This is a genomic window from Kutzneria buriramensis, assembly GCF_003387475.1.
In the GTDB taxonomy this organism is placed as follows: domain Bacteria; phylum Actinomycetota; class Actinomycetes; order Mycobacteriales; family Pseudonocardiaceae; genus Kutzneria; species Kutzneria buriramensis.
In genome coordinates this window covers 486951-508682 of record NZ_QUNO01000004.1, presented here as the reverse complement: position 1 = coordinate 508682, position 21732 = coordinate 486951, and the positions used below count along the sequence as shown (strand labels likewise).

General features: G+C 71.6%; 22 protein-coding genes. 4 read left to right on the top strand and 18 right to left on the bottom strand.

Annotated elements, in window-relative coordinates:
• Positions 1-90: 90 nt before the first annotated feature.
• Both BCF44_RS14490 and lysS read right to left on the bottom strand, forming a co-directional pair.
• Positions 91-441 carry a histone-like nucleoid-structuring protein Lsr2 gene (locus BCF44_RS14490; protein WP_116174743.1) on the bottom strand — a complete coding sequence of 117 codons (351 nt, stop codon included), beginning with the start codon at positions 439-441 and terminating at the stop codon, positions 91-93.
• Positions 442-564: 123 nt separating this feature from the next.
• A complete protein-coding gene (lysS, locus tag BCF44_RS14485) occupies positions 565-2073 on the bottom strand; it encodes a lysine--tRNA ligase (protein ID WP_116174742.1) in 1509 nt (502 codons plus the stop codon).
• Positions 2074-2127: 54 nt separating this feature from the next.
• Here lysS and BCF44_RS14480 point away from each other — a divergent pair, with 54 nt between their 5' ends.
• On the top strand, positions 2128-2895 hold the full coding sequence (locus BCF44_RS14480) for a class I SAM-dependent methyltransferase (protein WP_246015036.1): 768 nt from the start codon (positions 2128-2130) through the stop codon (positions 2893-2895).
• Here the strand turns inward: BCF44_RS14480 and BCF44_RS14475 are convergent.
• The 6 genes from BCF44_RS14475 to BCF44_RS14450 form a co-directional block, all read right to left on the bottom strand.
• Positions 2853-3446, bottom strand: a complete 594-nt coding sequence (locus BCF44_RS14475; RefSeq protein WP_116174740.1) for a sensor histidine kinase — start codon at positions 3444-3446, stop codon at positions 2853-2855. The genes BCF44_RS14480 and BCF44_RS14475 overlap by 43 nt on opposite strands.
• A 59-nt stretch (positions 3447-3505) precedes the next feature.
• Complete coding sequence (locus tag BCF44_RS14470) at positions 3506-4291, bottom strand: type III pantothenate kinase (protein ID WP_116174739.1); 786 nt, start codon at positions 4289-4291, stop codon at positions 3506-3508.
• A 6-nt stretch (positions 4292-4297) separates the two neighbouring features.
• Entirely contained in the window at positions 4298-4762 is a 465-nt protein-coding gene (gene panD / locus BCF44_RS14465) for an aspartate 1-decarboxylase (protein ID WP_116174738.1), read from the bottom strand.
• A gap of 13 nt (positions 4763-4775) precedes the next feature.
• Entirely contained in the window at positions 4776-5666 is an 891-nt protein-coding gene (gene panC, locus BCF44_RS14460) for a pantoate--beta-alanine ligase (protein ID WP_116174737.1), read from the bottom strand.
• Positions 5663-6556, bottom strand: a complete 894-nt coding sequence (locus BCF44_RS14455; protein ID WP_116174736.1) for a Rossmann-like and DUF2520 domain-containing protein — start codon at positions 6554-6556, stop codon at positions 5663-5665. The genes panC and BCF44_RS14455 overlap by 4 nt, the downstream gene beginning before the upstream one ends.
• A 142-nt stretch (positions 6557-6698) precedes the next feature.
• Positions 6699-7838: a PrsW family intramembrane metalloprotease gene (locus tag BCF44_RS14450; RefSeq protein WP_116174735.1), complete on the bottom strand. Its 1140-nt coding sequence runs from the start codon at positions 7836-7838 to the stop codon at positions 6699-6701.
• 63 nt (positions 7839-7901) lie between these two features.
• Between BCF44_RS14450 and BCF44_RS14445 the strand changes: the two genes are divergently transcribed.
• Together BCF44_RS14445 and BCF44_RS14440 are read left to right on the top strand one after the other, a co-directional pair.
• Entirely contained in the window at positions 7902-8864 is a 963-nt protein-coding gene (locus BCF44_RS14445) for an SAM-dependent methyltransferase (protein ID WP_116174734.1), read from the top strand.
• Between the two features lie 5 nt (positions 8865-8869).
• Complete coding sequence (locus BCF44_RS14440) at positions 8870-10000, top strand: NADH-quinone oxidoreductase subunit D (RefSeq protein WP_211353020.1); 1131 nt, start codon at positions 8870-8872, stop codon at positions 9998-10000.
• A 1-nt stretch (position 10001) separates the two neighbouring features.
• Here BCF44_RS14440 and BCF44_RS14435 read toward each other — a convergent pair whose 3' ends face one another.
• From BCF44_RS14435 to ftsH, 7 genes are read right to left on the bottom strand one after another with little or no spacing between them, the layout of a single operon-like run.
• Entirely contained in the window at positions 10002-11525 is a 1524-nt protein-coding gene (locus tag BCF44_RS14435; protein WP_116174732.1) for a DUF6779 domain-containing protein, read from the bottom strand.
• A 58-nt stretch (positions 11526-11583) separates the two neighbouring features.
• On the bottom strand, positions 11584-12051 hold the full coding sequence (locus tag BCF44_RS14430) for a DUF3180 domain-containing protein (protein WP_116174941.1): 468 nt from the start codon (positions 12049-12051) through the stop codon (positions 11584-11586).
• Complete coding sequence (gene folK, locus BCF44_RS14425) at positions 12051-12539, bottom strand: 2-amino-4-hydroxy-6-hydroxymethyldihydropteridine diphosphokinase (protein WP_116174731.1); 489 nt, start codon at positions 12537-12539, stop codon at positions 12051-12053. Before folK ends, BCF44_RS14430 begins: the two co-directional genes overlap by 1 nt.
• The gene (gene folB, locus BCF44_RS14420) at positions 12536-12898 is read right to left on the bottom strand and encodes a dihydroneopterin aldolase (protein WP_116174730.1); all 363 of its coding nucleotides are present in this window, start codon (positions 12896-12898) and stop codon (positions 12536-12538) included. The genes folK and folB overlap by 4 nt, the downstream gene beginning before the upstream one ends.
• Positions 12895-13698 carry a dihydropteroate synthase gene (gene folP, locus BCF44_RS14415; RefSeq protein WP_116174940.1) on the bottom strand — a complete coding sequence of 268 codons (804 nt, stop codon included), beginning with the start codon at positions 13696-13698 and terminating at the stop codon, positions 12895-12897. Before folP ends, folB begins: the two co-directional genes overlap by 4 nt.
• Before the next feature lie 39 nt (positions 13699-13737).
• Positions 13738-14364, bottom strand: a complete 627-nt coding sequence (folE, locus tag BCF44_RS14410) for a GTP cyclohydrolase I FolE (protein WP_116174729.1) — start codon at positions 14362-14364, stop codon at positions 13738-13740.
• Positions 14365-14392: 28 nt separating this feature from the next.
• Positions 14393-16588 (bottom strand): ATP-dependent zinc metalloprotease FtsH, encoded by a 2196-nt coding sequence (gene ftsH, locus BCF44_RS14405; protein ID WP_116174728.1) that lies wholly within the window; start codon positions 16586-16588, stop codon positions 14393-14395.
• Positions 16589-17163: 575 nt separating this feature from the next.
• Between ftsH and BCF44_RS14400 the strand changes: the two genes are divergently transcribed.
• The gene (locus BCF44_RS14400; protein ID WP_170217531.1) at positions 17164-18801 is read left to right on the top strand and encodes a substrate-binding domain-containing protein; all 1638 of its coding nucleotides are present in this window, start codon (positions 17164-17166) and stop codon (positions 18799-18801) included.
• A 145-nt stretch (positions 18802-18946) separates the two neighbouring features.
• On the opposite strand, the gene hpt is transcribed toward BCF44_RS14400, so the two are convergent.
• From hpt to BCF44_RS14385, 3 genes are all read right to left on the bottom strand, one after another.
• Positions 18947-19501 (bottom strand): hypoxanthine phosphoribosyltransferase, encoded by a 555-nt coding sequence (gene hpt, locus BCF44_RS14395; RefSeq protein WP_116174726.1) that lies wholly within the window; start codon positions 19499-19501, stop codon positions 18947-18949.
• A gap of 40 nt (positions 19502-19541) precedes the next feature.
• Positions 19542-20525, bottom strand: coding sequence for a tRNA lysidine(34) synthetase TilS (gene tilS / locus BCF44_RS14390; RefSeq protein ID WP_116174725.1), 984 nt, complete (start codon positions 20523-20525; stop codon positions 19542-19544).
• Positions 20526-20634: 109 nt separating this feature from the next.
• Entirely contained in the window at positions 20635-21714 is a 1080-nt protein-coding gene (locus tag BCF44_RS14385; RefSeq protein ID WP_246015034.1) for a zinc-dependent metalloprotease, read from the bottom strand.
• Positions 21715-21732 lie beyond the last annotated feature (18 nt).

Genomic DNA, 21732 nt, shown 5'->3' with positions numbered 1-21732 from the left:
CTGCGGTGAACGAGGGTAAGGCGTCCTTCCCTGCATCAAGAACGGCGAAGGGGCCGCCCCGGCGGGCGGCCCCTTCGGGCGGACCATCGGTCAGGCCTGCTGGTGGTAGGCGTCGAGCACCTCGGCCGGGATGCGACCCCGGTCGGACACCTTCATGCCCTGCTTGCGGGCCCATTCCCGGATCGCCTGGTTCTGCTCGCGGTCCGCGGCCGCCGGACGGGCCTTGCTCGGGCCGCTCGCGACGCGGCCGGGGCCGCGCTTGCGGCCGCCGGAGCGGCGGGCCGACGCGACGAATGACGCCAATCCGTCGCGCAACTTGCCGGCATTCTTTGCCGAAAGATCGATCTGGTAGGACACGCCGTCGAGTGCGAACTCGAGAGTCTCACTCGCCTCGGACCCGTCCAGATCGTCGATCAGGGCGACAGTGACCTTCTGCGCCATGAGCGGCCTCCTACGCAACGTGCGCCGCGGAAAGGGTCCATCGGCGGCTGCCCGGAAAATCTGTCTTGGGAACAGATTAGCGCATATCTATCGCGTTCCGTCAATGGCAGCCGCCGAATCACCTCATTCGGGTCGCACGAGTGGGAACAGGATCGTCTCCCGGATACCGAGACCGGTGAGCGCCATCAGCAGCCGATCGATGCCCATTCCGACACCACCGCTCGGTGGCATTCCGTACTCCAGCGAACGCAGAAAGTCCTCATCGACCGGCATCGCCTCGTCGTCGCCGGCCGCGGCCAGCCGCGCCTGGTCGGTCAACCGCTGGCGCTCCACCACCGGATCGACCAACTCGGAGTAACCGGTGGCCAGCTCGAATCCGCGGACGTAGAGGTCCCACTTCTCGGCCAGTCCCGGCGTATCGCGGTGCTCGCGGGTCAGCGGCGAGGTCTCCACCGGGAAATCGCGCACGAATGTCGGCGCGTGCAGGTGGTTGCCGATCAGATGCTCCCACAGTTCCTCCACGAGCTTTCCGTGGCCGAGCTTGGGATCGGTCTCCAGGCCGCGCTCGTCGGCGTGCTTGCGCAGCAGCTCGGCCGGGGTCTCCGGGGTGATCTCCGAGTCCAGCGCCTCGGACAGCGACCCGTACATGGTCAGCGCGGTCCACTCGCCGGACAGGTCGTACTCGCTGCCGTCGGCCAGGGTCACGACCTGGGTGCCGTGCACGGCCTGCGCGGCCTCCTGGATCAGCTGCCTGGTCAGCACGGCCATCGAGTCGTAAGTGCCATAAGCCTGGTAGAACTCGAGCATCGCGAACTCCGGCGAGTGCGAGGAGTCGGATCCCTCGTTCCGGAAGTTCCTGTTGATCTCGAAGACCTTCTCGATACCGCCGACCACACAGCGCTTCAGGTACAGTTCCGGCGCGATCCGCAGGAACAGGTCAATCCCGAGCGCGTTCGAGTGCGTGACGAACGGGCGCGCGGACGCGCCGCCCTGCAACGTTTGCAGCATCGGCGTCTCGACTTCGAGGAAACCCCGGGCGTGGAACGAATCGCGCAGGGAACGCACAACGCCGGCGCGGGTGCGCACCGTCTCCATGGCCTGCGGCCGCAGGATCAGGTCGACGTAACGCTGCCGAATGCGCGTTTCCTCGGCCAGCTCCTTGTGCGCGACGGGCAGCGGGCGAACCGACTTGGCCGCCATCCGCCACTCGTCGGCCATCACCGAGAGTTCGCCGCGACGCGAGGTGATGACCTCTCCGTGCACGAATACGTGATCGCCGAGGTCGACGGTCGCCTTCCACTCGGAAAGGGACTCCTCGCCGACCTGTGCGAGGCTCAGCATCGCCTGGAGTTCGGTTCCGTCGCCCTCACGCAACGTGGCGAAGCACAGCTTGCCGGTGTTCCGGATGAACATCACTCGGCCGGTGACGCCGACGATGTCGCCGGTCGCGGTGTCGGGCGCGAGATCCGTGTGGGATTCACGGACCTCGAGCAGCGAGTGGGTGCGCGGCAGCTCGACCGGATAGGGCGACACGCCCCGTTCCAGCATCCGCGCACGCTTCTCCCGGCGGATGCGGAGCTGCTCGGGAAGGTCGTCGTCCGTGGCGGAATGGGAAGGGGTCTGTTCGGTCACGGCTCACAAGGTTACGTAGTCGCCGGCCGTGACCACTATCGGGATACTCGCGCCGTGACAAGTGACGAGATGATCGCAAAGAGGGCATCGTCGTTCGGCCGCCGGGCGGCGGACTATGCGGAGCACCGGCCGGACTACCCGGCGGCGGCGGTGCGGTGGGCGCTGGAGCCGGTTCTCGCGGCCGCGCCGCGGGTGCTGGACCTGGCCGCCGGCACCGGAAAGCTGACGGCGGTGATCGCCTCGCTGGGCGTCGAGGTGGTGGCCGTCGAGCCGGACGACGCGATGCGGGCCGAGCTGTCGGCGCGGATGCCGGAGGTCCAGGCGCTGGCCGGGACCGCCGAGGACATCCCGCTGCCGGACGGCTCCGTCGACGCCGTGCTGGCCGGGCAGGCCATGCACTGGTTCGACCACACGCGTTCGATGCCGGAACTCGGCCGCGTGCTGCGGCCCGGCGGCGTGCTGGCCGGCGTCTGGAACGACGACGACGTGAGCGTGGACTGGGTCAGGAACCTGGACCGGCTGCACACCGCGACCAAGATCGAAACCGACAACGTGCCGAACAAGAAGGGCATCGACCTGCCGGTGGAGCTGGGGCCGTTCGGGCCGCTGGCACGGGCCGAGTTCAAACACAGCCAGCGGCGGACGGCGGAGTCGCTGGTGGCGACGGCCGAGACACATTCGCTGTTCCTGACCATGGACGAGCCGCTGCGGACGGAGACCCTGGACCGGATGCTGGCGTTCCTGAAGTCGAGGCCGGAGACCGCCGAGGGCGAGTTCGACTACCCGCTGCGGGTCGAGGTGCTCCGGACCATCCGCTCCTGAAGGTCGCTCGGGCTCAGGGGCAGGCGCATCAGGATGTGAGCGCCGGTCGAGCTGGGGACGGCGCTGACCGTGCCGCCGTGTTGTTCGGCAATCTGACGGACTATCGCCAGCCCCAGGCCGGAGCCGGGCATGGCCCGCGCGGCCGGCGACCGGTAGAAGCGGTCGAAGACGCGTGACAGATCCTCGGGCGGGATACCCGGCCCGTGGTCCTGGACGCCGAGTTCGACGTGGCCGCCGGCGGTGCGGCGCAGCTCAACGAGGATCGCGCCGCCGGCGGGGCCCCACTTGACGGCGTTGTCGAGGAGGTTGGCGACGGCCCGGTGCATGGCGTCGGGATCCACCCGGGCCAGGCACGGTTCGAGGTCGAGCCGGAAGCCGATGCCTCGGGTCGTGACGGTGGCCAGCGCCATCGTGCGGTCGACGACCTGCTGGGTGAGCAGGTCGAGCCGGGTGTCCTCGGTGTGGGACTCGACGCTCGTGTAGCGGGCGAGGTCGATCAGGTCGTTGACCAGCGCCTTCAGCGCATGGGCCTGGGTGCGGGCGTCGCGCACGAGCTCGGGGGTGAGCGGGTCGGCGCTGCCGGCGATCTCGTCGGCCAGGTCGAGGTGCCTTAAAAAGACGGCTGGGAGACGTTGCGCTCGTAGACCAGGCGCAGGCCCAGCAGGGTGAGTTCCGGAACGTGATGCTCGATCGTCTCCGACTCCCCCACAACGAGCGGGGCCAGGCCGCCGGTGCCGATCACCGTGACCGGCCCGGCGCCGGACGCCGCCAGCTCGGCGGTGATCCGCCGGACCAGGCCGTCGACCTGGCCGGTGAAGCCGTAGAGGATGCCCGACTGGAGACACTCCACGGTGTTCTTGCCGATCACCGACCGCGGCCGCACCAGCTCGACCTTGCGCAGCTGGGCGGCCCGGGCGGCGAGCGCGTCCACGGAGATCTCGATGCCGGGCGCGAAGGCCCCGCCGATGAACTCGCCCTTGGCCGTGGACACGTCGATGTTGGTCGACGTGCCGAAGTCCACCACCACGCAGGCGGTGCCGAACAGGTGGTGCGCGGCCATGGTGTTGACCAGCCGGTCGCCGCCCACCTCACGCGGGTTGTCGACCAGCAGCGGCACTCCGGTGCGCACGCCCTGCTGCACGACGATGCGCGGCACGTCGCCGTAGTAGCGGCCGAGCATCACTCGCAGTTCACGCAGCACGGCCGGCACGGTGGACAACGCCGACACCCCGGTCACCTTGTCGGCGAGCGGGCCGAGCATGCCTCGCATGCCCAGCGCCAGCTCGTCGGCCGTCATCCGTGCGTCGGTCCGCATCCGCCAGTCGTGCACCAGCTCCTCGCCCCGGTACAGGCCCAGCGAGATGTTGGTGTTGCCGATGTCGACGCACAGCAGCACGGGTGTCTACGCCTCCGCCTGGAGCAGCGCGTCCAGCCGCGCCGCGTCGGAGGTCTCGCCGCGCAGCTCCGCGCCGGAGGCCAGGCCCGAGTCGACCGGCGCGTGCGCCGGGTCGTCGCCCCGGTCCAGGATCTTGTTGTCGGCGTCGACGAACAGGACCTTCGGCCGGTAGGCGATGGACTCGATCTCGTCCATCACCCCGTACGAGATGAGGATGACCAGGTCCCCCGGGTGCACCAGGTGCGCGGCGGCGCCGTTGATGCCGATGACGCCGCTGCCCCGCTCGCCGGGGATCACGTAGGTCTCCAGCCGCGCGCCGTTGGTCACGTCGACGATCGCCACCTGCTCGCCGGGCAGCAGGTCGGCGGCCTGCATCAGGTCCTCGTCGATGGTGACCGAGCCGACGTAGTTCAGGTCGGCCTGGGTGACCGTGGCTCTGTGGATCTTGGACTTCAGCATCGTGCGGAACATGTGCCCGCCCCCTCTACTGGTTCGCGACCACGGCGCCGAGCTGCACCGGGGCGTTGTCGATCAGCCGGGTGTTCCCGACCTTGGCGGCGACCAGCAGCCGCGCGTCGCCCGTCGCCGGCGCGGGGCCGAGGTCGGGGGCGCGCAGCTCCAGGTAGAACACGTCCACTCCGTCCTGGGACGCCAGCACGTCGCCGGCGGCCTTGAGCGCGGCCTCGGCGCCGTCGAAGGCGGCGTGCCGGCCGGCGGCCAGCGCGGCGGACAGCGCCACCGCGGCCTCCCGCTGCTCCGGGGACAGGTAGACGTTGCGCGAGGACAGGGCCAGGCCGTCGGCCTCCCTGATCGTCGGCACGCCCACGACCTGCACGTCGAACTGCAGCTCGCGGACCATCCGGCGGATCAGCTGGAGCTGCTGGTAGTCCTTCTCCCCGAAGAACGCCATATCCGGCCGGACGATGTTGAACAGCTTGGCCACGACGGTCAGCACGCCGGCGAAGTGGCCCTTGCGCACCGCGCCCTCCAGCTCGTCGCCGAGCGGGCCGGGCTGCACGGTGATCTGCGGCGGCTCCGGGTAGATGTCCTCGACGCCGGGCGTGAACACCAGCTCCACGCCCTCGGCCCGGAGCTTGTCCAGGTCGGCCTCCAGCGGCCGCGGGTACCGGTCGATGTCCTCGTTCGCGCCGAACTGGAGCGGGTTCACGAAGATCGACACCACCACCACGGTGCCGGCCAGCCGCTTGGCCCGGCGCACCAGCTCCAGGTGGCCCTCGTGCAGCGCGCCCATGGTCGGCACCAGCACCACCTTGCGGCCGGCGACGCGCAGCGCCCGGGTGATCCGGCCCAGCTTGTCCGGGCTGGTGTGCGCGGTCAGCTGCCCGGGCGCGTAGTCGGTCCGGGTCAGATTCATCTCTCGGTCTCCTCGTCGAGCACGGACAGGATCTCGGGCACGGCGTCCGCGCGCAGCACGCCGACCTCGGCGGCCCGGCGCGCGGTGCGGCGGGCCAGCGCCACGTAGCCCGGCACGGTGTCCGGCGAAGCGTCCCGCAGCACGGCCAGGTGCTTGCGTACGGTCCCGATGTCGCCGCGGGCGACGGGCCCGGTCAGCGCACGGTCGCCGTGCCGCAGCGCGTTGTCCAGCGCCGCCGACAGCAGCGGGCTGATCACCCGCTCCGCCGGCTCGATGCCGGCGTTGCGCAGCAGGTCCACGCACTCGGTGACCAACGTGGCCAGGTGGTTCGCGCCGTGGGTGAGGGCCGCGTGGTACAGCGGGCGGACCGTTTCCGGCACCCGCACCGGCTCGCCGCCCATCTCCACCACCAGCGCCTCGCCGACGTTCCACGCGGCATGGTCGTCGGCGCCGGCGGTGACCGCGATGCAGCAGGCCACCACGCGGTGCAGGTCCTCGGCGCGACCGGTGAACGTCATCGCGGGGTGCAGCGCCAGCGGCAGCACGCCGACCTCGGCGGCGGGCCGCAGCACCTCGACGCCGTGCGCCCCGGAGGTGTGGACCACGATCTGCCCCGGCCGCAGCGACTCCGTCGCCACCAGGCCGCGCACCAGGCCGCCGAGGGCATCGTCGGGCACGGCCAGCAGCACCAGATCCGCCCGCGCGGCGACCTCGTCCGGCGGCAGCAGCGGCACGTCCGGCAGGAGCTCCTCGGCGCGGTGCACGGACGCCTTGGACACGCCGGAGGCGGCGACGACGACGTGGCCCGCCCTGGCCAGCGCGGCGCCGAGCACCGAGCCGACCCTGCCGGCGGACACCACGCCCACGGCGAGCCGGGCGGGGCGAGTCATGATGGCAGGAGCTCCCTTATCGCTGTTCCAGGCCCGATCAGACGCCGGGTACCGGACCGGACGAGGCTAACCGGACTCTTCGATTCAGCCCGGCGGCCGTGACTAGTTTCACGGGTGCGCCCGGCGCCGCCGAGACCGGGTGTCACTGCTGGCGTCGGTCCAGGTGATGCCGGGTCGCCTTGAGCGCGTCGGGCGCGTTCATGGCCGCCCGCCGCGCGGTCAGCATCGTCCCCAACAACTGCCGCTGCCGCACGTCGGCGTCCGGGCCGGCCGTGCCGTGCTCGACCGCGTCCCGCAGAAACGCCAGTTCCGTCGCGGCCGTCTGGTACGAGTGCACGGCGCGCGCCGCGTTGCTGCCGGCGCGCTTGCGCACCGCCGCCCGCCAGCCTCGCCGGCCGGCGAGACTGGACAGCAGCGACACCTCGCTGTCCGCGATCCACCCCGCCGCGGCCAGGCCGGGAAGCTGGGCCGCCACCACCCGCTGCTCGCGACGGCGCTGCCACACCACCAGCGCCGCCATCGCGCCCAGGATCGGCAGTATCACCAGGAAGTAGACGACCAGGAACGTGTCCGCGCCGCCCAGCGTCGCCGACGAGTTCCACAGCGAGTGCAGCAGCACCGCGCACACGTAGCCGGCGATCGGCGCGAACACCCGGACCTTGCTGCTGGTGGTGCGGGCGGCGATGCCGATTCCGATGCCGGTCATGGCGGTGAACAGCGGATGCGTGAACGGCGCCAACACCCCGCGCAGCACGAACGCCGCGATCACGCCCCCGGTCGCGCCGCCGAAGCCGTAGGTCACGAAGGCGCGGCCGAAGTACTCGATGTTCTCGGTGAAGGCGAAGCCGGTGGCGACGAATCCCGCGTAGACGATGCCGTCGACCAGGCCGTCGAACTCCTGCCGCCGCCACACGAGCAGCCCGACCAGGAAAACGCCCTTGGCCGCCTCCTCGGCGATCGGCGCCGAGATGGTGGCCGCGATCGTGTTGCCGCCGCCGTGCCCGAAGGCGAGGTCGCCGAGCGCCTCCGCGGTGCTGTTGATCAGCAGCGCGCAGATGGTCGCGCCGCACGCGCCCCACAGGAACGCCAGCCACAGCAGCTTCGCCGGCTCCGGCTCCCAGCGGTCGATCCACAGGAAGACGGCGACCACCGGGCCGACCGGCAGCAGCGCGGCGGCCGCGCCGACGGCCACGCCGAGCGGGCCCACCTTGCCCACGCCGAGTCCCAGCAGGATGAGTCCGGCCAGGCCGAGGGCGATCAGTCCGACCACCGGGGCCAACACGGTCCGGGTCCGTGGCGCTGCTGTCGTCACGGGGGTGAACCATAGGGCCATAAGGTTGACCCGATGGAACACCCCGACTGGCACAGGGCCTGGCGGGCAGCGCTGTATGGACCAACGGGCTTCTTCGCCGGCGGGGCCCGCCCCGCCGACCACTTCCGCACCTCCCCGTTGGTCGGACCGGAGCTGGCCGAGGCCGTGGTGGCGCTGCTGGAGCGCGTCGATCTGGCCCTGGACCGGCCGGATCCGCTGGATTTCGTGGACGTCGGGGCCGGCGGCGGGGAGCTCGCCGCACAGGTCCATTCGTTGGCCGCGCGGTTCGGCGGACGGCTGCGCGTGCGGGCCGTCGAGCTGGTCCGGCCGGCACTGCCGGCCGGTGTCGAGTGGTCGTCGGAACTGCCCGATCAGGTGACGGGCTTGGTCATCGCCCACGAGTGGCTGGACTCGCTGCCATGCCGCGTCGTGCAGATGCACGGGAACGGGATCTTCGAGGTTCATGTGTCCGCCGATGGAACGGAATCCCTTGGCGCTGCGGTGTCTTCGCGGTGGCTGTCGAGGTGGTGGCCGCTGTCCGCTGACGGCCGGCGGGCGGAGATCGGGTCGACGCGGGACGCCGCGTGGGCGGACTTGGTGGCGCGAGTCGCAGCAGGGGCCGCATTGGCAGTCGACTACGGCCACTTCGCCGGGTCTCGTCCGTTCGCCGGCACCCTCACCGGTTACCGGGCGGGCCGGCAGGTGCCGCCGGTGCCGGACGGCAGTTGCGACATCACCGCGCACGTCGCCTTCGACGCCGTCGCCGCGGCCGTCGATGGTCCGTACGAGCTGATGACCCAGCGGGATGCGTTGGCAGCCTTGGGAATCACCGCTTCGGCGCCTCCCGTCGAGATGGCCCTGCGGGATCCGACGGGCTGGCTCGCGGCCTCCGCCCGTGCCGGCCGGGTCGTCGAACTGCGCGACCCCGCCGGCCTCGGCGGCTTCCACTGGCTGCTCTGTCCCCGCTCGGCCGGCATCGGCCTCGTGCGAGCATGAGGCCCGTGCAGATCACTGTCGGCGTCGGCGCCGGGGCCAGGTACCTGGGCGTCGACCACGTCATCGACCTCGGGCCGCTGCACCCGTCGGCGCACGGCGCGTACCGGCTGCGGCTCACCGTCGCCGACGACATCGTCACCCAGGCCGAGCCGCTCGTCGGACACCTGCACCGCGGCGCGGAGAAGCTATTCGAGGTGCGGGACTACCGGCAGGTGCTCACCCTGGCCAACCGGCACGACTGGCTGGCCGCCTTCTGCAACGAGCTCACCGTCGCGCTGGCCGTGGAGCGGATGACCGGCATGGACGTGCCGCCGCGGTCCGTACGGCTGCGAATGATCCTGTGCGAGCTGAACCGGATGCTGGCGCACCTGGTCTTCCTCGCGCCGCTGACCCGCTCGCTCACCGGCACGCCAACCCCCGGCACAGTCGCCGCGCTGCGAGGCCGGGAAGCCGTGCAGGCCGTGATGGAGCAGGCCTCCGGCGGGCGGATCCACTTCATGGCCAACCGGATCGGCGGCCTGCGCGAGGACATGCCCGCCGGCTGGACCTCGAACGTCCGGGCGCTGCTGACGGAACTTTCCTCCTTGCTGGCCCCCGTTCGCGCCGCCACCGTCGACGACGACGCCTTCCGCACCCGGCACACCGGCCTCGGCGTGCTCACCCGTGAGGCCGCCCTGGCGCTGGGCGTCACCGGGCCCACCGGTCGGGCCAGCGGTGTCGACGTCGATCTCCGCCGCGACGGCGAACACCTTGCGTACCAGGACTTCCAGCCCGTGCTGGGCACCGCCGGCGACGCGCTGACCCGCGTCGAATGCGTGGTCGGCGAGATCGAGCTGTCCCTGCGGCTGATCGCGTCCACCCTGGACGAGCTGCCGTCCGGGCCGGTCAACCTGCGGCTGCCCAAGGCCGTCAAGGCCCCCGAGGGCTCCGTCTACGTGTGGACCGAGGCCCCGCTCGGCATCTCCGGCGTGCACCTGGCTTCACGCGGCGAGAAGACCCCGTGGCGGCTCAAGCTGCGCACTCCGTCGTTCAATAACGTGCAGGCCCTGTCGGCCCTGCTCCCCGGCACCCGCGTCGCGGATCTCCCCGCCGTCCTCGGCTCCTTCGCCGTGGTCGTCGGGGACATCGACAAGTAGCTCAGTCCGACCGACGGCGGCGACGGCCGCGCGACTCGTCCTGGCCTAACGCGGCCAGCAGCTCGCTGACGGACTTGCCGGCGGCATGCGCGCCCGTGTCGACGACCGGCGGCGTCGGCGGAACCGGCGGCGCGCTGGGGGCCGGCGCCGGCGTGACGGCCGGGGCGGTCCGCACCGGGATGGGCAGCTCCAGCGAGTTCGGCACCCAGTCGCCCAGCTCGGGGTCCCACACCGGACCGTCCACGGCGGGCTCCGGCGGGGCGGCGGCAGCCGGTGCCGGCGCCGCTGCTGGCGGCTCGGGACGACGACGGCGACCGGACGTCTCCGCCTGCGTCGGCATCGGCGACATGGCGGTGGCCTCGGGGTCGGGACGACGACGGCGACCGGAGGTCTCGGCGGCGGCCGGCTGACGGGACGCCGGCGGGGCATCGGGGTTGAGGCGCATCGCCATCGTGGTCGTCGCCGGGTCCGGCCGCTGGGTCCGCTGCTCGGGCTGACGCGGCTCGGGGCGGCGCGGCTGGCGAGGCTCCGCCGCCCGCGCCGGCTGCGACATGGGCTGGGACATCGGCGGCTGCGCCATCGGCTGGGACGGCTCCGGCGGCCGCACCCGCATGCCGACCACGCCGGGCATACCCGTCGACCGCGGTTCGGGCTGGCGCGGCTCCGGCTGGCGCGGCTCGGGACGACGTTCGGCCGGCCGGGCCTCGGCGGACTTCGCGGCGGCCGGGCGGCTCACGAACTGGGTCGGGGCCGGCTGCTGCGCCGGACGCTGCGGCTCCCGCCGTCCCTGCGAAGCGGGCCGGCTCAACGCGTCGGTCTGCGCTGACCGCAGCGGCTGCCGCGACGGCTCCGGACGGCTCGGTTCCGGCCGCCGCGGCGACTGCTCCTTGGCCCGCACCGGCTCGTGCGCGATCCGCTCGATCAACTCCGTCTGAAGCACCGACTTGTCCGCCGGCGTCTCCTTGCGCACGGTGCCGACGGTGATCGGCTTGCGTTCCTCCTTGGCGATGATGCGGTCCTCGCCCACGGCCAACAGCCGCGACTGGTCGGACAGCGACCGCATGCGCGTCGACTCCGCGCGCAGCGCCACCCGCTCCACCAGCACCTCGCCGCCGAGCAGCGCCTCCAGGTTCTCCCGCAGCGCCCGCAGCTCGCCGCGCAGGGCGTCCAGGTCCTCCCGGGACTCCTCCTCCACGCGGCGGCGCGTCTCGGCCTCGATCTCCAACTCGTACTCGCGCCGGGCCGCGACCTCGCGCTCCAGCTCCAGCTCGTAGACGGCCTGGAGGTCGGCGACCTCGTCCTCGCTCGCGGCGGCCTCTCTGCGGTACTTGACCGCGAGGAACGCCCCCACCAGGGCGGCCCACAGCGCTGCGAGGACGCCGAGGCGCAAGAACCTCGCGTCGTTGCTCAGGACGAGCACGGCGGTCGCGGCGATGGCCAGGACGAGAACCGCTACCAGGAGTAGCCGACCGTATCCACGACTGTCACCGCGCTCGCCTTCGGTCAAGCCGCTGCGGCCGGTCATGGGCTCTACGGTACCGGTCAGTTACCCGAACGAGACCTACCCGGACTCGATTGGCCCCTCAACGGAGACCGACATTGTCATCCTGCTGCGGAGGATCGGGCGTTTTGCAGCTGTGTTCCAGCCACAGGGCGGCGGCAACCAGCGCCGCCGAACCGACCAGTCCGACGAGTGCGGTCGTCCGATCCTCGCCCGCCGCCGCGGACGACGCCATGATCGGAAAAACGGTCACCAGCACCCCGACCCACACGCCGACCATGAGCGCGCCCACCAGCGACGACGCCTTCGCCAACGCGACCGCCCGCGCCGCCGTCAACGGCTGCACCGGCCGCGCGCCGTCCTTGCGGGCGATGCGATTGCGCAGCTGCCACGCCAGGATCGCCTCGACGATCGCCAGCACGCCGAAGGTCACGCCGGTCAGTCGGGGCAGCGTCGGAAGGTCCGCGTAGACCAGTTTCAGCAAAATCGCCGTCAGCAGGCCGGCTACCAGCGCAACACCGACGAGATCCCGGATTTTCGTGAACTTCATCACCACTCCAGGCGGAGATCGTCGCGGCGGCGTACACCCTCGGCGCTCAAACCGGACATCACCGCAGCGATCGGACCATGTCCCGGCAGCACCGCGTCCGGCTCCACGTCCAGCCACGGAATCAGCACGGTGGCACGCTCCGGAGTTCCCGGATGTGGCAGCGACAACTCAGGATGCTCAGACGTCACACCGTCCACAGTGACCACATCGACATCAAGCGTGCGCGGGCCCCAGTGTTTCGTTCGGACTCGTCCGGCCTCGTTCTCCAGCCGCTGCCCCAACCGCAGCCAGCCCCACTCGTCGACGTCGTCCGCGTCCACCACCACGATCGCGTTCAGGAAGTCCGGTTGGTCCTCGACGCCCCACGCGGCCGTCTCGTACACCGGCGACACCGCGCGCAGGTACTCCTTCAGGCCCGTCACCGCACCCTGGAGGAAACCGAACCGGTCGCCCAGGTTCGACCCCAGCGACAACACCGCCCTCGTCACGGCCGCGCCCGGTGCACCGTGACCGCCACGTCCTCGAAGGACAGTGGGATCGGCGCCGACGGCTTGTGCACCGTCACCTCGACCTCGCGCACCCGCTCGTCGGTCAGCACCTCGTCGGCGATGTCCCCCGCGACCGTCTCGATCAGGTCCCGCGACTCGCCGCTGACGATCGCCGCCACCCGCTCGGCCAGCTCGCCGTAGTGCAGCGTCTGCCGCAGGTCGTCGCTCGCCGCCGCGGCCGTCAGGTCCAGCCACGCCGACACGTCCACCAGGAAGTCCTGGCCGTCGCGCTTCTCGTGGTCGAACACCCCGTGATAGCCGCGCACCCGCAGCCCGGTCAGCGTGATCCGGTCGCTCATTCCCCGCTTCCCCTCTGCCAGGCCCGCACCACCAGCGCCGCGTCCAGCGACCGTCTGACGTCGTGCACCCGCACGCCCCACACACCCGCGGCGGCCGCCAGCGCCGTAATCGTCGTCGTCGCCACCTCGCGGCCGTCCGGCGGTCTCGGGCTGCCGTCGGCATCCGCCAGCAGCGCGCCGAGGAAACGTTTGCGGGACGCCCCCACCAGCAGCGGGAAGCCCAGACCCAGCAGCTGATCCAGGCCGTGCAGCAGGGCCCAGTCGTGCTCGCGCTGCTTGGCGAAGCCCAGGCCCGGGTCCAGCACCAGCGCCTCCGGCGCGATGCCCGCCGCCAGCGCCGCGTCCACCCGTGCCGACAGCTCGTCGCGCACCTCCGCCACGACGTCCTTGTACGTCGCCAGGTCGTTCATGTTCTTGCTGTGGCCGCGCCAGTGCATCAGGATCCACGGCGCCCCGGCCGCCGCGACCACCTTGGCCATCTGCGGGTCGGCCAGGCCGCCCGACACGTCGTTGATCACCGCCGCGCCCGCGTCCAGCGACGCGTCCGCCACCACCGCGCGGGTCGTGTCCACGCTGCACAGCACGCCCGCCGCCGACAGCCGCTCGATCACCGGCACCACGCGCGCGATCTCCACCTCCGCGTCCACCCGGTCCGCCCCCGGCCGCGTCGACTCGCCGCCCACGTCCACCAGGTCCGCGCCCTCGGCCCAGAGCTGGAGGCCGTGCTCCACCGCGTCGTCCACCCGCAGGTATTTGCCGCCGTCCGAAAAGGAGTCGGCGGTGACGTTCACAACTCCCATCACCACGCAGCGATCGGGATTCGGCAGCCGGCTGTGCACCTATCGTCCCTTGATCAGTTCGATCGCCTCGGCCCGCGAGGTCGCCGATGTCTTGAAGATCCCCCGCACCGCCGACGTCGTCGTCCGCGCCCCCGGCTTGCGCACCCCGCGCATCGCCATGCACAGGTGCTCCGCCTCGATCACCACGATCGCCCCGCGCGGCTCCAGCTTGGCCATCAGCGAGTCCGCGATCTGCGAGGTGAGCCGCTCCTGCACCTGCGGCCGCCGCGCGTACAGGTCGACCAGCCGGGCCAGCTTCGACAACCCGGTGACCCGCCCGTCGCAATTCGGAATATAACCGACATGGGCGACGCCATGAAATGGCACCAAATGATGTTCACAGGTGCTGTACATGGGAATATCCGTGACGAGAACCAATTCCTCGTGGCTTTCGTCGAACGTCTTTTCCAGCACCGATTCCGGATCGGTGTAGAGGCCGGCGAAGAGCTCGTGGTACGAGCGGGCGACGCGGGCCGGCGTGTCGCGCAGGCCCTCGCGGTCGGGGTCCTCGCCGCAGGCGATCAGGAGCTCCCGGACCGCGGCCTCGGCGCGGGCCCGGTCGAACGGGCCGTGATCGGCCGAGGCGGCCCCGGAAGTGGGGCCGCCTCGGTCAACAGTGCTGGTCATGCACACCTCCGCGGGGTCGCGGACCGTCTCAACGGCCGCTGTCCCGCTCAGTGTCACCCGGATTGCCCGACGGCGGGTTCTGATCCCAGTTGGGCGTCCACGAGCCGTTGGGGTTGGGCTGCGTCGCGGGCGTCCATCCGGGCGGCGCGCCGTAGTTGGGCGGGCCGCCGGCGTTGCCGGCCGGCCGGGCCGGCGGGTAGGCGGCGGAGCCGTTGGTGCCGGGCAGCTCGCCGCCGCCGGGCACGGTCGCCACCGGGGTGGGCGCGGGCTCCTCCTCGGTGACCGGGGGCCACGGCTCGCCGCGCTCCTTGGCCAGCTCGCCAGGCGTCTTGACCGGCGGCTTGTCGGACGGGGTGCGGTTGCCGAAGTTGTTGAACTCGGTGATCCGCGGCCGCTTCTGCACCCGGGCGAACACCCGCTCCAGGTCCTTCTGGTGCAGCGTCTCCTTGTCCACCAGCTCCAGGACGAGGTCGTCGAGCACGTCGCGGTAGGTGTTGAGCACCTGCCACGCCTCGTCGTGGGCGGCCTCGATGAGCTTGCGCACCTCTTCGTCGATCTCGTGCGCGACCTCGAGCGAGTAGTCCGGGGCGTGCGACATCTGCCGGCCCAGGAACGGCTCGCCCTCGTGCTGGCCGTACTTCACGGCGCCCAGCCGTGCGCTCATGCCGTAGTCCGTGACCATCGAGCGGGCGATCTTGGTCGCCTGCTCGATGTCGTTGGAGGCGCCGGTGGTGGGCTCGTGGAAGACGAGCTCCTCGGCGGCGCGGCCGCCCAGCGCGAACACCAGCCGGGCGATCATCTCGGACCTGGTCATCAGGTCCTTGTCCTCCTCGGGCACCGACAGCGTGTGGCCGCCGGTGCGGCCGCGGGCGAGGATGGTGACCTTGTAGACCGGGTCGATGTCCGGCATGGCCCACGCGGCCAGGGCGTGCCCGGCCTCGTGGTACGCGGTGATCTTCTTCTCCTTCTCGGAGATGATCTTGCTCTTGCGGGCCGGGCCGCCGATCACGCGGTCGACCGACTCCTCCAGCGCGGCGCCGGTGATGATGGTGCCGTTGTGCCGGGCGGTGAGCAGGGCGGCCTCGTTGATGACGTTGGCCAGGTCGGCGCCGGAGAAGCCGACGGTGCGCTTGGCCAGGCCGTCGAGGTCGGCGTCCTGGGCCAACGGCTTGCCCTTGGCGTGCACCCGCAGGATGGCCTTGCGGCCGCGCAGGTCGGGCGCGCCGACGGGGATCTGCCGGTCGAACCGGCCGGGCCGCAGCAGCGCCGGGTCCAGGATGTCGGGCCGGTTGGTGGCCGCGATCAGGATGATGCCGCCGCGCGAGTCGAAGCCGTCCATCTCGACCAGCAGCTGGTTGAGGGTCTGCTCGCGCTCGTCGTGGCCGCCGCCCAGGCCGGCGCCGCGGTGCCGGCCGACGGCGTCGATCTCGTCGACGAAGATGATGCACGGGGCGTTCTGCTTGGCCTGCTCGAACAGGTCGCGCACGCGGGAGGCGCCGACGCCGACGAACATCTCGACGAAGTCCGAGCCGGAGATCGAGTAGAACGGCACGCCGGCCTCGCCGGCGACGGCCCTGGCCAGCAAGGTCTTGCCGGTGCCCGGCGGGCCGTAGAGCAGCACGCCCTTGGGGATCTTGGCGCCGAGTGCCTGGTAGCGGCCGGGGTTCTGGAGGAAGTCCTTGATCTCGTGGAGCTCCTCGACGGCCTCGTCCGCGCCGGCGACGTCGCCGAACGTGGTCTTGGGCATGTCCTTGGACAGCTGCTTGGCCCGGGACTTGCCGAAGTTCAGCACCCGGTTGCCGCCGCCCTGGACGTTGTTCATCATCCACATCAGCACCAGCAGCAGCAGGCCGATGGGCACCAGGATGATCAGCATCTGCAGCAGCGGCGAGTCGCTGGTGACCTTCACGTCGTAGGAGCCGACCTTGTTGGCCGGGTCCTGGAGCATCCGGAAGACCGCGTCCTCCGAGCCGTTGGCCGGGAAGGACGTGACGATCTGGCTGTGCCCCTGGAACGGCGTGTTCAGGTCGAGCAGGAGCTTCTGCTCCTTGTCCTCGAGCGTGGCCGACTTGACATTGCCCTTCTGCACCTGGCTAATTGCATCCGAAGTCTGCACGGTGGCGTACCCACGCGTGTCATCGGTCAGAGTGCTGATGGCAAACCAGACAACTACCGCTGCCACGATCCAGATCAGCGGGTTGCGGAGAACGCGCTTGCGGTCCATGCACCTACGGCCGTCACGCGGCCTCGACCCTCCCTGCGTTTACGTCAAGCCCTGCCTCACGACACTGCTTAACAGCTCGAGCAGTGGCGTCACCGCACTCGGCGGGACCGCCCCGTCCAGCTAGCTTACCGCCCGGTGGGGACGGACCACGGGACGGAAGTTCAGCGGTCGGCGGACGCCCGCCTCACGTGGCTCCCAACGGACGGGGTCGCGGTCGGGTTCCCCGACATGACGGGCGCCACGCCGGGGCCGTTCGGGGTGAACCGGCGCGGCGGCGGCCACGTACCTCCGGGAGCCGCTCTGCACCGGAAGAAGGAGGGCGCCCGGGTGCCAACGCCACCATCGGACTGAGCCTTTCGGCCCCCGAAAATGCCCCGTTCGGCGCAATAAGGGCCGGACCGGTCGTCCGGCTGATACCAGTAGGGCCCGCCACGTCGACGATCCGAGCAGGAAACGCGCCCACTGGGGGACGCCGACCAGGAGGTTCGCGCACCACCATGTCTACGCCAACTGCATCCCACCGGTCCCCGTCCCGGCCCGGTCGAGGGAGGAAATGGCATTTCTTCCTGCCTCTTGTGGTCGCCGCGCTGGCCGTGGGCGGGGTGGTGGTCGCGAACACGGCCAATTCCGTGCGCTGTGCCGGCGAGGTGCCGCTGCGGGTCGCGGTGACGCCGAGCGCGGCGACGGCCGTGCAGTCGGTGGCCGACGCGTTCCAGCACGACCAGGCCGCGGTGAACGGCCAGTGCGTGAAGGTGTCCGTGGTCAGCGAGGGCTCGGCGGACGTGGTGCAGTCGCTGCCGACCCGGCCGATCGACCCGCCGGCGCTGTGGATCCCGGACTCGTCGCTGTGGGTGTCGACGGCGCAGGACGTGGACAGCAAGGACCCGGGCAACAGCCCGAAGCTGGCCGAGCACCCGTCGCTGGCGTCCTCGCCGCTGGTGGTGGCGGCCAGCACGGCGCAGGCGAACAAGCTGGGCTGGCCGAAGTCGCCGGTGAGCTGGCAGCGGCTGGTGACCGGGCAGACGCCGATCGCCATCGCGGACCCGGTGACCAACACCGAGGGCGTGGCCACGCTGGGGCTGGCGCAGGGCCTGCTGCCGGCGCAGCCGAGCGGGCTGCCGCCGCAGGAGCTGATCGCCATCCTGCTGCGCCTGCGCAGCACGACGCTGAGCTCGGTGACCGACGGTTTCGCCAAGATCCGGCAGGACCCGGAGAACGCGATCCTGTTCACCACCACCGAGCAGTCGGTGGTGTCGCACAACGTGGACTCGGTGACCGCGTCGAAGGCGGTGGCGATCTATCCGGCCGAGGGCACGGTGCTGTTCGACTACCCGGTGGTGCGGGTGACGACCAGGGGCGAGGTCACCGGCACCGACGGGGCGGCGGCCGCGTTCGAGCAGGAGCTGCGGTCGGCGCGGTCGGCGGGCATCTTCGCCGCAGCCGGGTTCCGTGACTCGAAGGGCGCCGCGTCGGCGACCTGGGGCGGCAAGGACGGTGTGCAGGCCGCGACCCCGCCACTGCTGCCGGCGCCGTCGGCGGCCCAGGTGAGCACGGTGCTGCGGGCGTGGAACGTGGTGCACCTGGACGGACGGACGCTGGCGGTGATCGACGTGTCCGGGTCGATGACCACGCCGATGCCGGATGGGCAGTCCCGGATCGAGGTGGCGCGCGACGGCGCGCTGGCGGCGATGTCGCTGATGCCGGACAGCACGTACGTGGGGCTGTGGGCGTTCTCGCAGCAGCAGGGCCCGCCCAACGACTGGAAGGAGCTCGTGCCGCTGGGGCCGCTGGGCGGCACCGTGGGCGGCATCAGCCAGCGGTTCGCGCTCCAGCAGGCGGCGACATCGCTGCCGGCGCGGGTGAGGGGCGGGACCGCGCTCTACGACACGGCGTTCGCGGCGTACGAGACGCTGCGGGACGACTTCGACCCGACCAAGGTGAACGCGGTCGTGCTGATCACCGACGGCAAGAACGAGAAGCAGGGCGGGCTGGACCTCACCGGCCTGCTGAGCACGCTGCGGGCGCAGCAGGACTCGTCCAAGCCGGTGGAGGTGATCGGCATCGGGCTGGGGCCGGACGCCGACATGAACGCCCTCAACCAGATCGCGCAGGCCACCGGCGGCAAGGCCTACCAGGCGCAGGACGCGAACTCGTTCCGCGGCGTCCTGTTCGACGCCTTGAGCCGACGTCCCTGCACGGGCAGCGGCTGTTGAGCTTTTGGCGCGCGTTCCGCGCGCCGGCTCGGCCGCCCACGAGGCCGGTGCCTTCCCTTGGCATTTCTCGATCGATGGAAAGACTCGATCGAGAAATGCCCGCGGTCCAGGCACCGGCGGCGGCCTCGCGGGTCACCGACTCCGTTCAGCTGGAGTAGACCGCCGGGTCCAGGGTGCCGATGTAGGGCAGGTCCCGGTAGCGCTCGGCGTAGTCGAGGCCGTAGCCGACGACGAACTCGTTGGGGATGTCGAAGCCGACGTAGCGGACCGGCACGTCGACCTTGACGGCGTCGGGCTTGCGCAGCAGGGCGCACACCTCCAGCGACGCCGGCCGGCGCGAGGCCAGGTTCTTGAGCAGCCAGGACAGCGTCAGCCCGGAGTCGACGATGTCCTCGACGATGAGCACGTTGCGGCCGGCGATGTCCCGGTCGAGGTCCTTGAGGATGCGCACCACGCCCGAGGACGACGTGGAGGACCCGTAGGAACTGACGGCCATGAACTCCAGCTGGACGGGCACCGGGAGGGCCCGCGCCATGTCCGTCATGAACATCACCGCGCCCTTGAGCACGCCGACGAGCAACAGGTCGGAGCCGCCGTCGGCCGCGGGATGGTCCGCGGCGACCTGCTTGGCGAGTTCCTGGATCTTGTCGCTGATCTGCTGCTCGGTGATGAGCACGGAGGCGATGTCGCCCTCGTACACGGGCAGCTTCCCCTCTTCCGGCCTGGATGCGCGCCCCTGGTCAGGGCGACGCTCGGTCTAGTTGCAGCCTGCCATGTGCGCGCTGTGCGACCAAGCCGCCGCGAAGCAACACGCCCCCCTGACCTCGCCATTCACCGATCAGTGCGTCGACGTCACGCAACTGGGCGTCGGTGAGTTCGGTCACACCGCGTCGCCGGAGCCAGGTCCGCAGCACCCGCCGGCGGATCGCGGCCGGGGTACCGGCGAGCGCCTCGACCGCCAGCTCCGCCGGGTCTCCGACCAGCAGTTCGGCCGCGATCGCGTCCAGGGCGTCGTTGTCCTCCCGCAGCTGCGCCGCCGTGCGGGCCAGGGCGTCGGCGACGCCGCCCCGCAGCACGTCCTCCAGCAGCGGCAGGACCTCCTGCCGCAGCCGGACCCGGGTGAAGGACGGGTCGGCGTTGTGCGGATCACTCCACCAGGTCAGCCCTTGGGCCGTGCAGGCGCGCTCCGTCTGGGCTCTTGTCACGGCCAGCAGCGGGCGGCCCCACGGCGGGTCCAGCGGCCGCATGCCGGCGATCGAGCGGGGGCCGGAGCCGCGGCCGAGGCCCAGCAGCACCGTCTCGGCTTGGTCGTCACGGGTGTGGCCGAGCAGCACGATCGCGTCCGGCGCCGGCAGGGCGCCGCGTAGCGCCGCGTAGCGGGCACGGCGGGCGGCTGCCTCCATGCCGCCCGGGCCGTCTACGTCGACCGTCAGGACCTGTGCGCGCAGGCCCAGGTCGGTGAGCTGGTCCGCCGCCACGGCCGCGACCTTGTCCGAGCCGGGTTGGAGGCCGTGGTCGACGATCAGTCCGTGCACGGTGAGGCCGAGGCGTCGGGACTGGTGCTGCGCCGCGGCCGCCAGCGCGAGCGAGTCCGCGCCGCCGGAGACCGCCACGGCCAGCTGCCCGTCGGCGAGGTGGCCGGCCTTGCGGGCGGTGGTGATCAGGCGGCGTACCGCGGTGCGGACCGCCGACACCGCCTCGTCGGGACGCGCACTGTCCGCCACTCCAACCCCAACCAGCTCAGCCCCCACCCGTCCCAGGGGGGCGACCCCGAAGCCAGTCTACCAGCGGCAACCCCTAGTCGATCTTGAAAACGGGGCGCCTGTGGACAACTCAGGGCAGCACCCGGCGGAGCCAGGCGTCGGGGTCGGCGATCTCGGCGCGGGACGGCAGCGTCTCCGGCGACGTCCACACCTCGTTGAAGCCGTGCATGCCGACGGCATCCACAACGTGCCGCGTGAAGGCGGCGCCCTCGGCGTACTGGCGGATCTTCGCCTCGACGCCGAGCACCGCGCGCAGCACACGGTCCAGCACACCGCCGCCCTTGCGGCGCGCGGTGAACCGGGTCCGCAGCGTCGTCACGGACGGCACGACCACCGGCCCGACGGCGTCCATGACGTGGTCGGCGTGCCCCTCGAGCAGCGTCGACATGGCGACCAGCCGGTCGAGCACGGCTCGCTGTTCCGGCGACTGGATCAGCTCCATCAGCGCGGTCGGCCCGACCTCGGTGGGCCGCACCGACTTGAGCCGGTCGCGCGCCGAGCGGACCATCTCCGGGACGCGGGTGAACGCCCCGACCGCGGTGTCGTCCATGACGGACAGCAGCTGGCCGACCTGCCCGGAGAAGTAGTCCCGCAGCCACGGCACGGCGGTGAACTGCAACCGGTGCGTCACCTCGTGCAGGCAGACCCACATGCTGAAGTCGCTGGCGGGCACGTCCATCGCCTGCCGCGCGGCGACGATGTTGGGCGCGACGAGCAGCAGCCGGCCGCCGCCGCCGAACGGGTCGTACTGGCCGAGCACCCGTGAGCTGAGGAACGCCAGCACCATGCCGGCCTGCACGCCCGCGGTGCCGGCGAGGACGCCGGCCAGCGGCCCGGGCACGGTCGCGGGCATCGCGCCCTCGGTGAGGATGGACAGGCCCTCGCTCGCGGCCCGCACCCAGCCGTGCCGGTCGACGACCACGCCCTCATGCAGCGGCAGATCGGCGCCAAGGCCGGTCAACTCGCGCACGTGCAGCTCGGCCGTGCCGGTCATGTCGCGCAGCTCGCGCACGACGGCGTCGGCCTCGGCTCTGGGCACGGCGGGGCCGGACCGGATCAACCGCTGGGCGGTCGACGCGGCGACCGACCAGTCCACCGGCGACGGAGCACCGCCGGCGGGCAGGGACCTGGCTGCGTTTCCCGCGTTCACCCTGTCGACGCTACCTTG

Coding starts and splice junctions, on each gene's coding strand:
- BCF44_RS14490 (WP_116174743.1), bottom strand. CDS start 441: ATGGCGCAGAAGGTCACTGTCGCCCTGATCGACGATCTGGACGGGTCC.
- panD (WP_116174738.1), bottom strand. CDS start 4,762: ATGTTCCGCACGATGCTGAAGTCCAAGATCCACAGAGCCACGGTCACC.
- panC (WP_116174737.1), bottom strand. CDS start 5,666: ATGAATCTGACCCGGACCGACTACGCGCCCGGGCAGCTGACCGCGCAC.
- BCF44_RS14455 (WP_116174736.1), bottom strand. CDS start 6,556: ATGACTCGCCCCGCCCGGCTCGCCGTGGGCGTGGTGTCCGCCGGCAGG.
- BCF44_RS14445 (WP_116174734.1), top strand. CDS start 7,902: ATGGAACACCCCGACTGGCACAGGGCCTGGCGGGCAGCGCTGTATGGA.
- BCF44_RS14435 (WP_116174732.1), bottom strand. CDS start 11,525: ATGACCGGCCGCAGCGGCTTGACCGAAGGCGAGCGCGGTGACAGTCGT.
- BCF44_RS14430 (WP_116174941.1), bottom strand. CDS start 12,051: ATGAAGTTCACGAAAATCCGGGATCTCGTCGGTGTTGCGCTGGTAGCC.
- folB (WP_116174730.1), bottom strand. CDS start 12,898: ATGAGCGACCGGATCACGCTGACCGGGCTGCGGGTGCGCGGCTATCAC.
- folP (WP_116174940.1), bottom strand. CDS start 13,698: ATGGGAGTTGTGAACGTCACCGCCGACTCCTTTTCGGACGGCGGCAAA.
- folE (WP_116174729.1), bottom strand. CDS start 14,364: ATGACCAGCACTGTTGACCGAGGCGGCCCCACTTCCGGGGCCGCCTCG.
- ftsH (WP_116174728.1), bottom strand. CDS start 16,588: ATGGACCGCAAGCGCGTTCTCCGCAACCCGCTGATCTGGATCGTGGCA.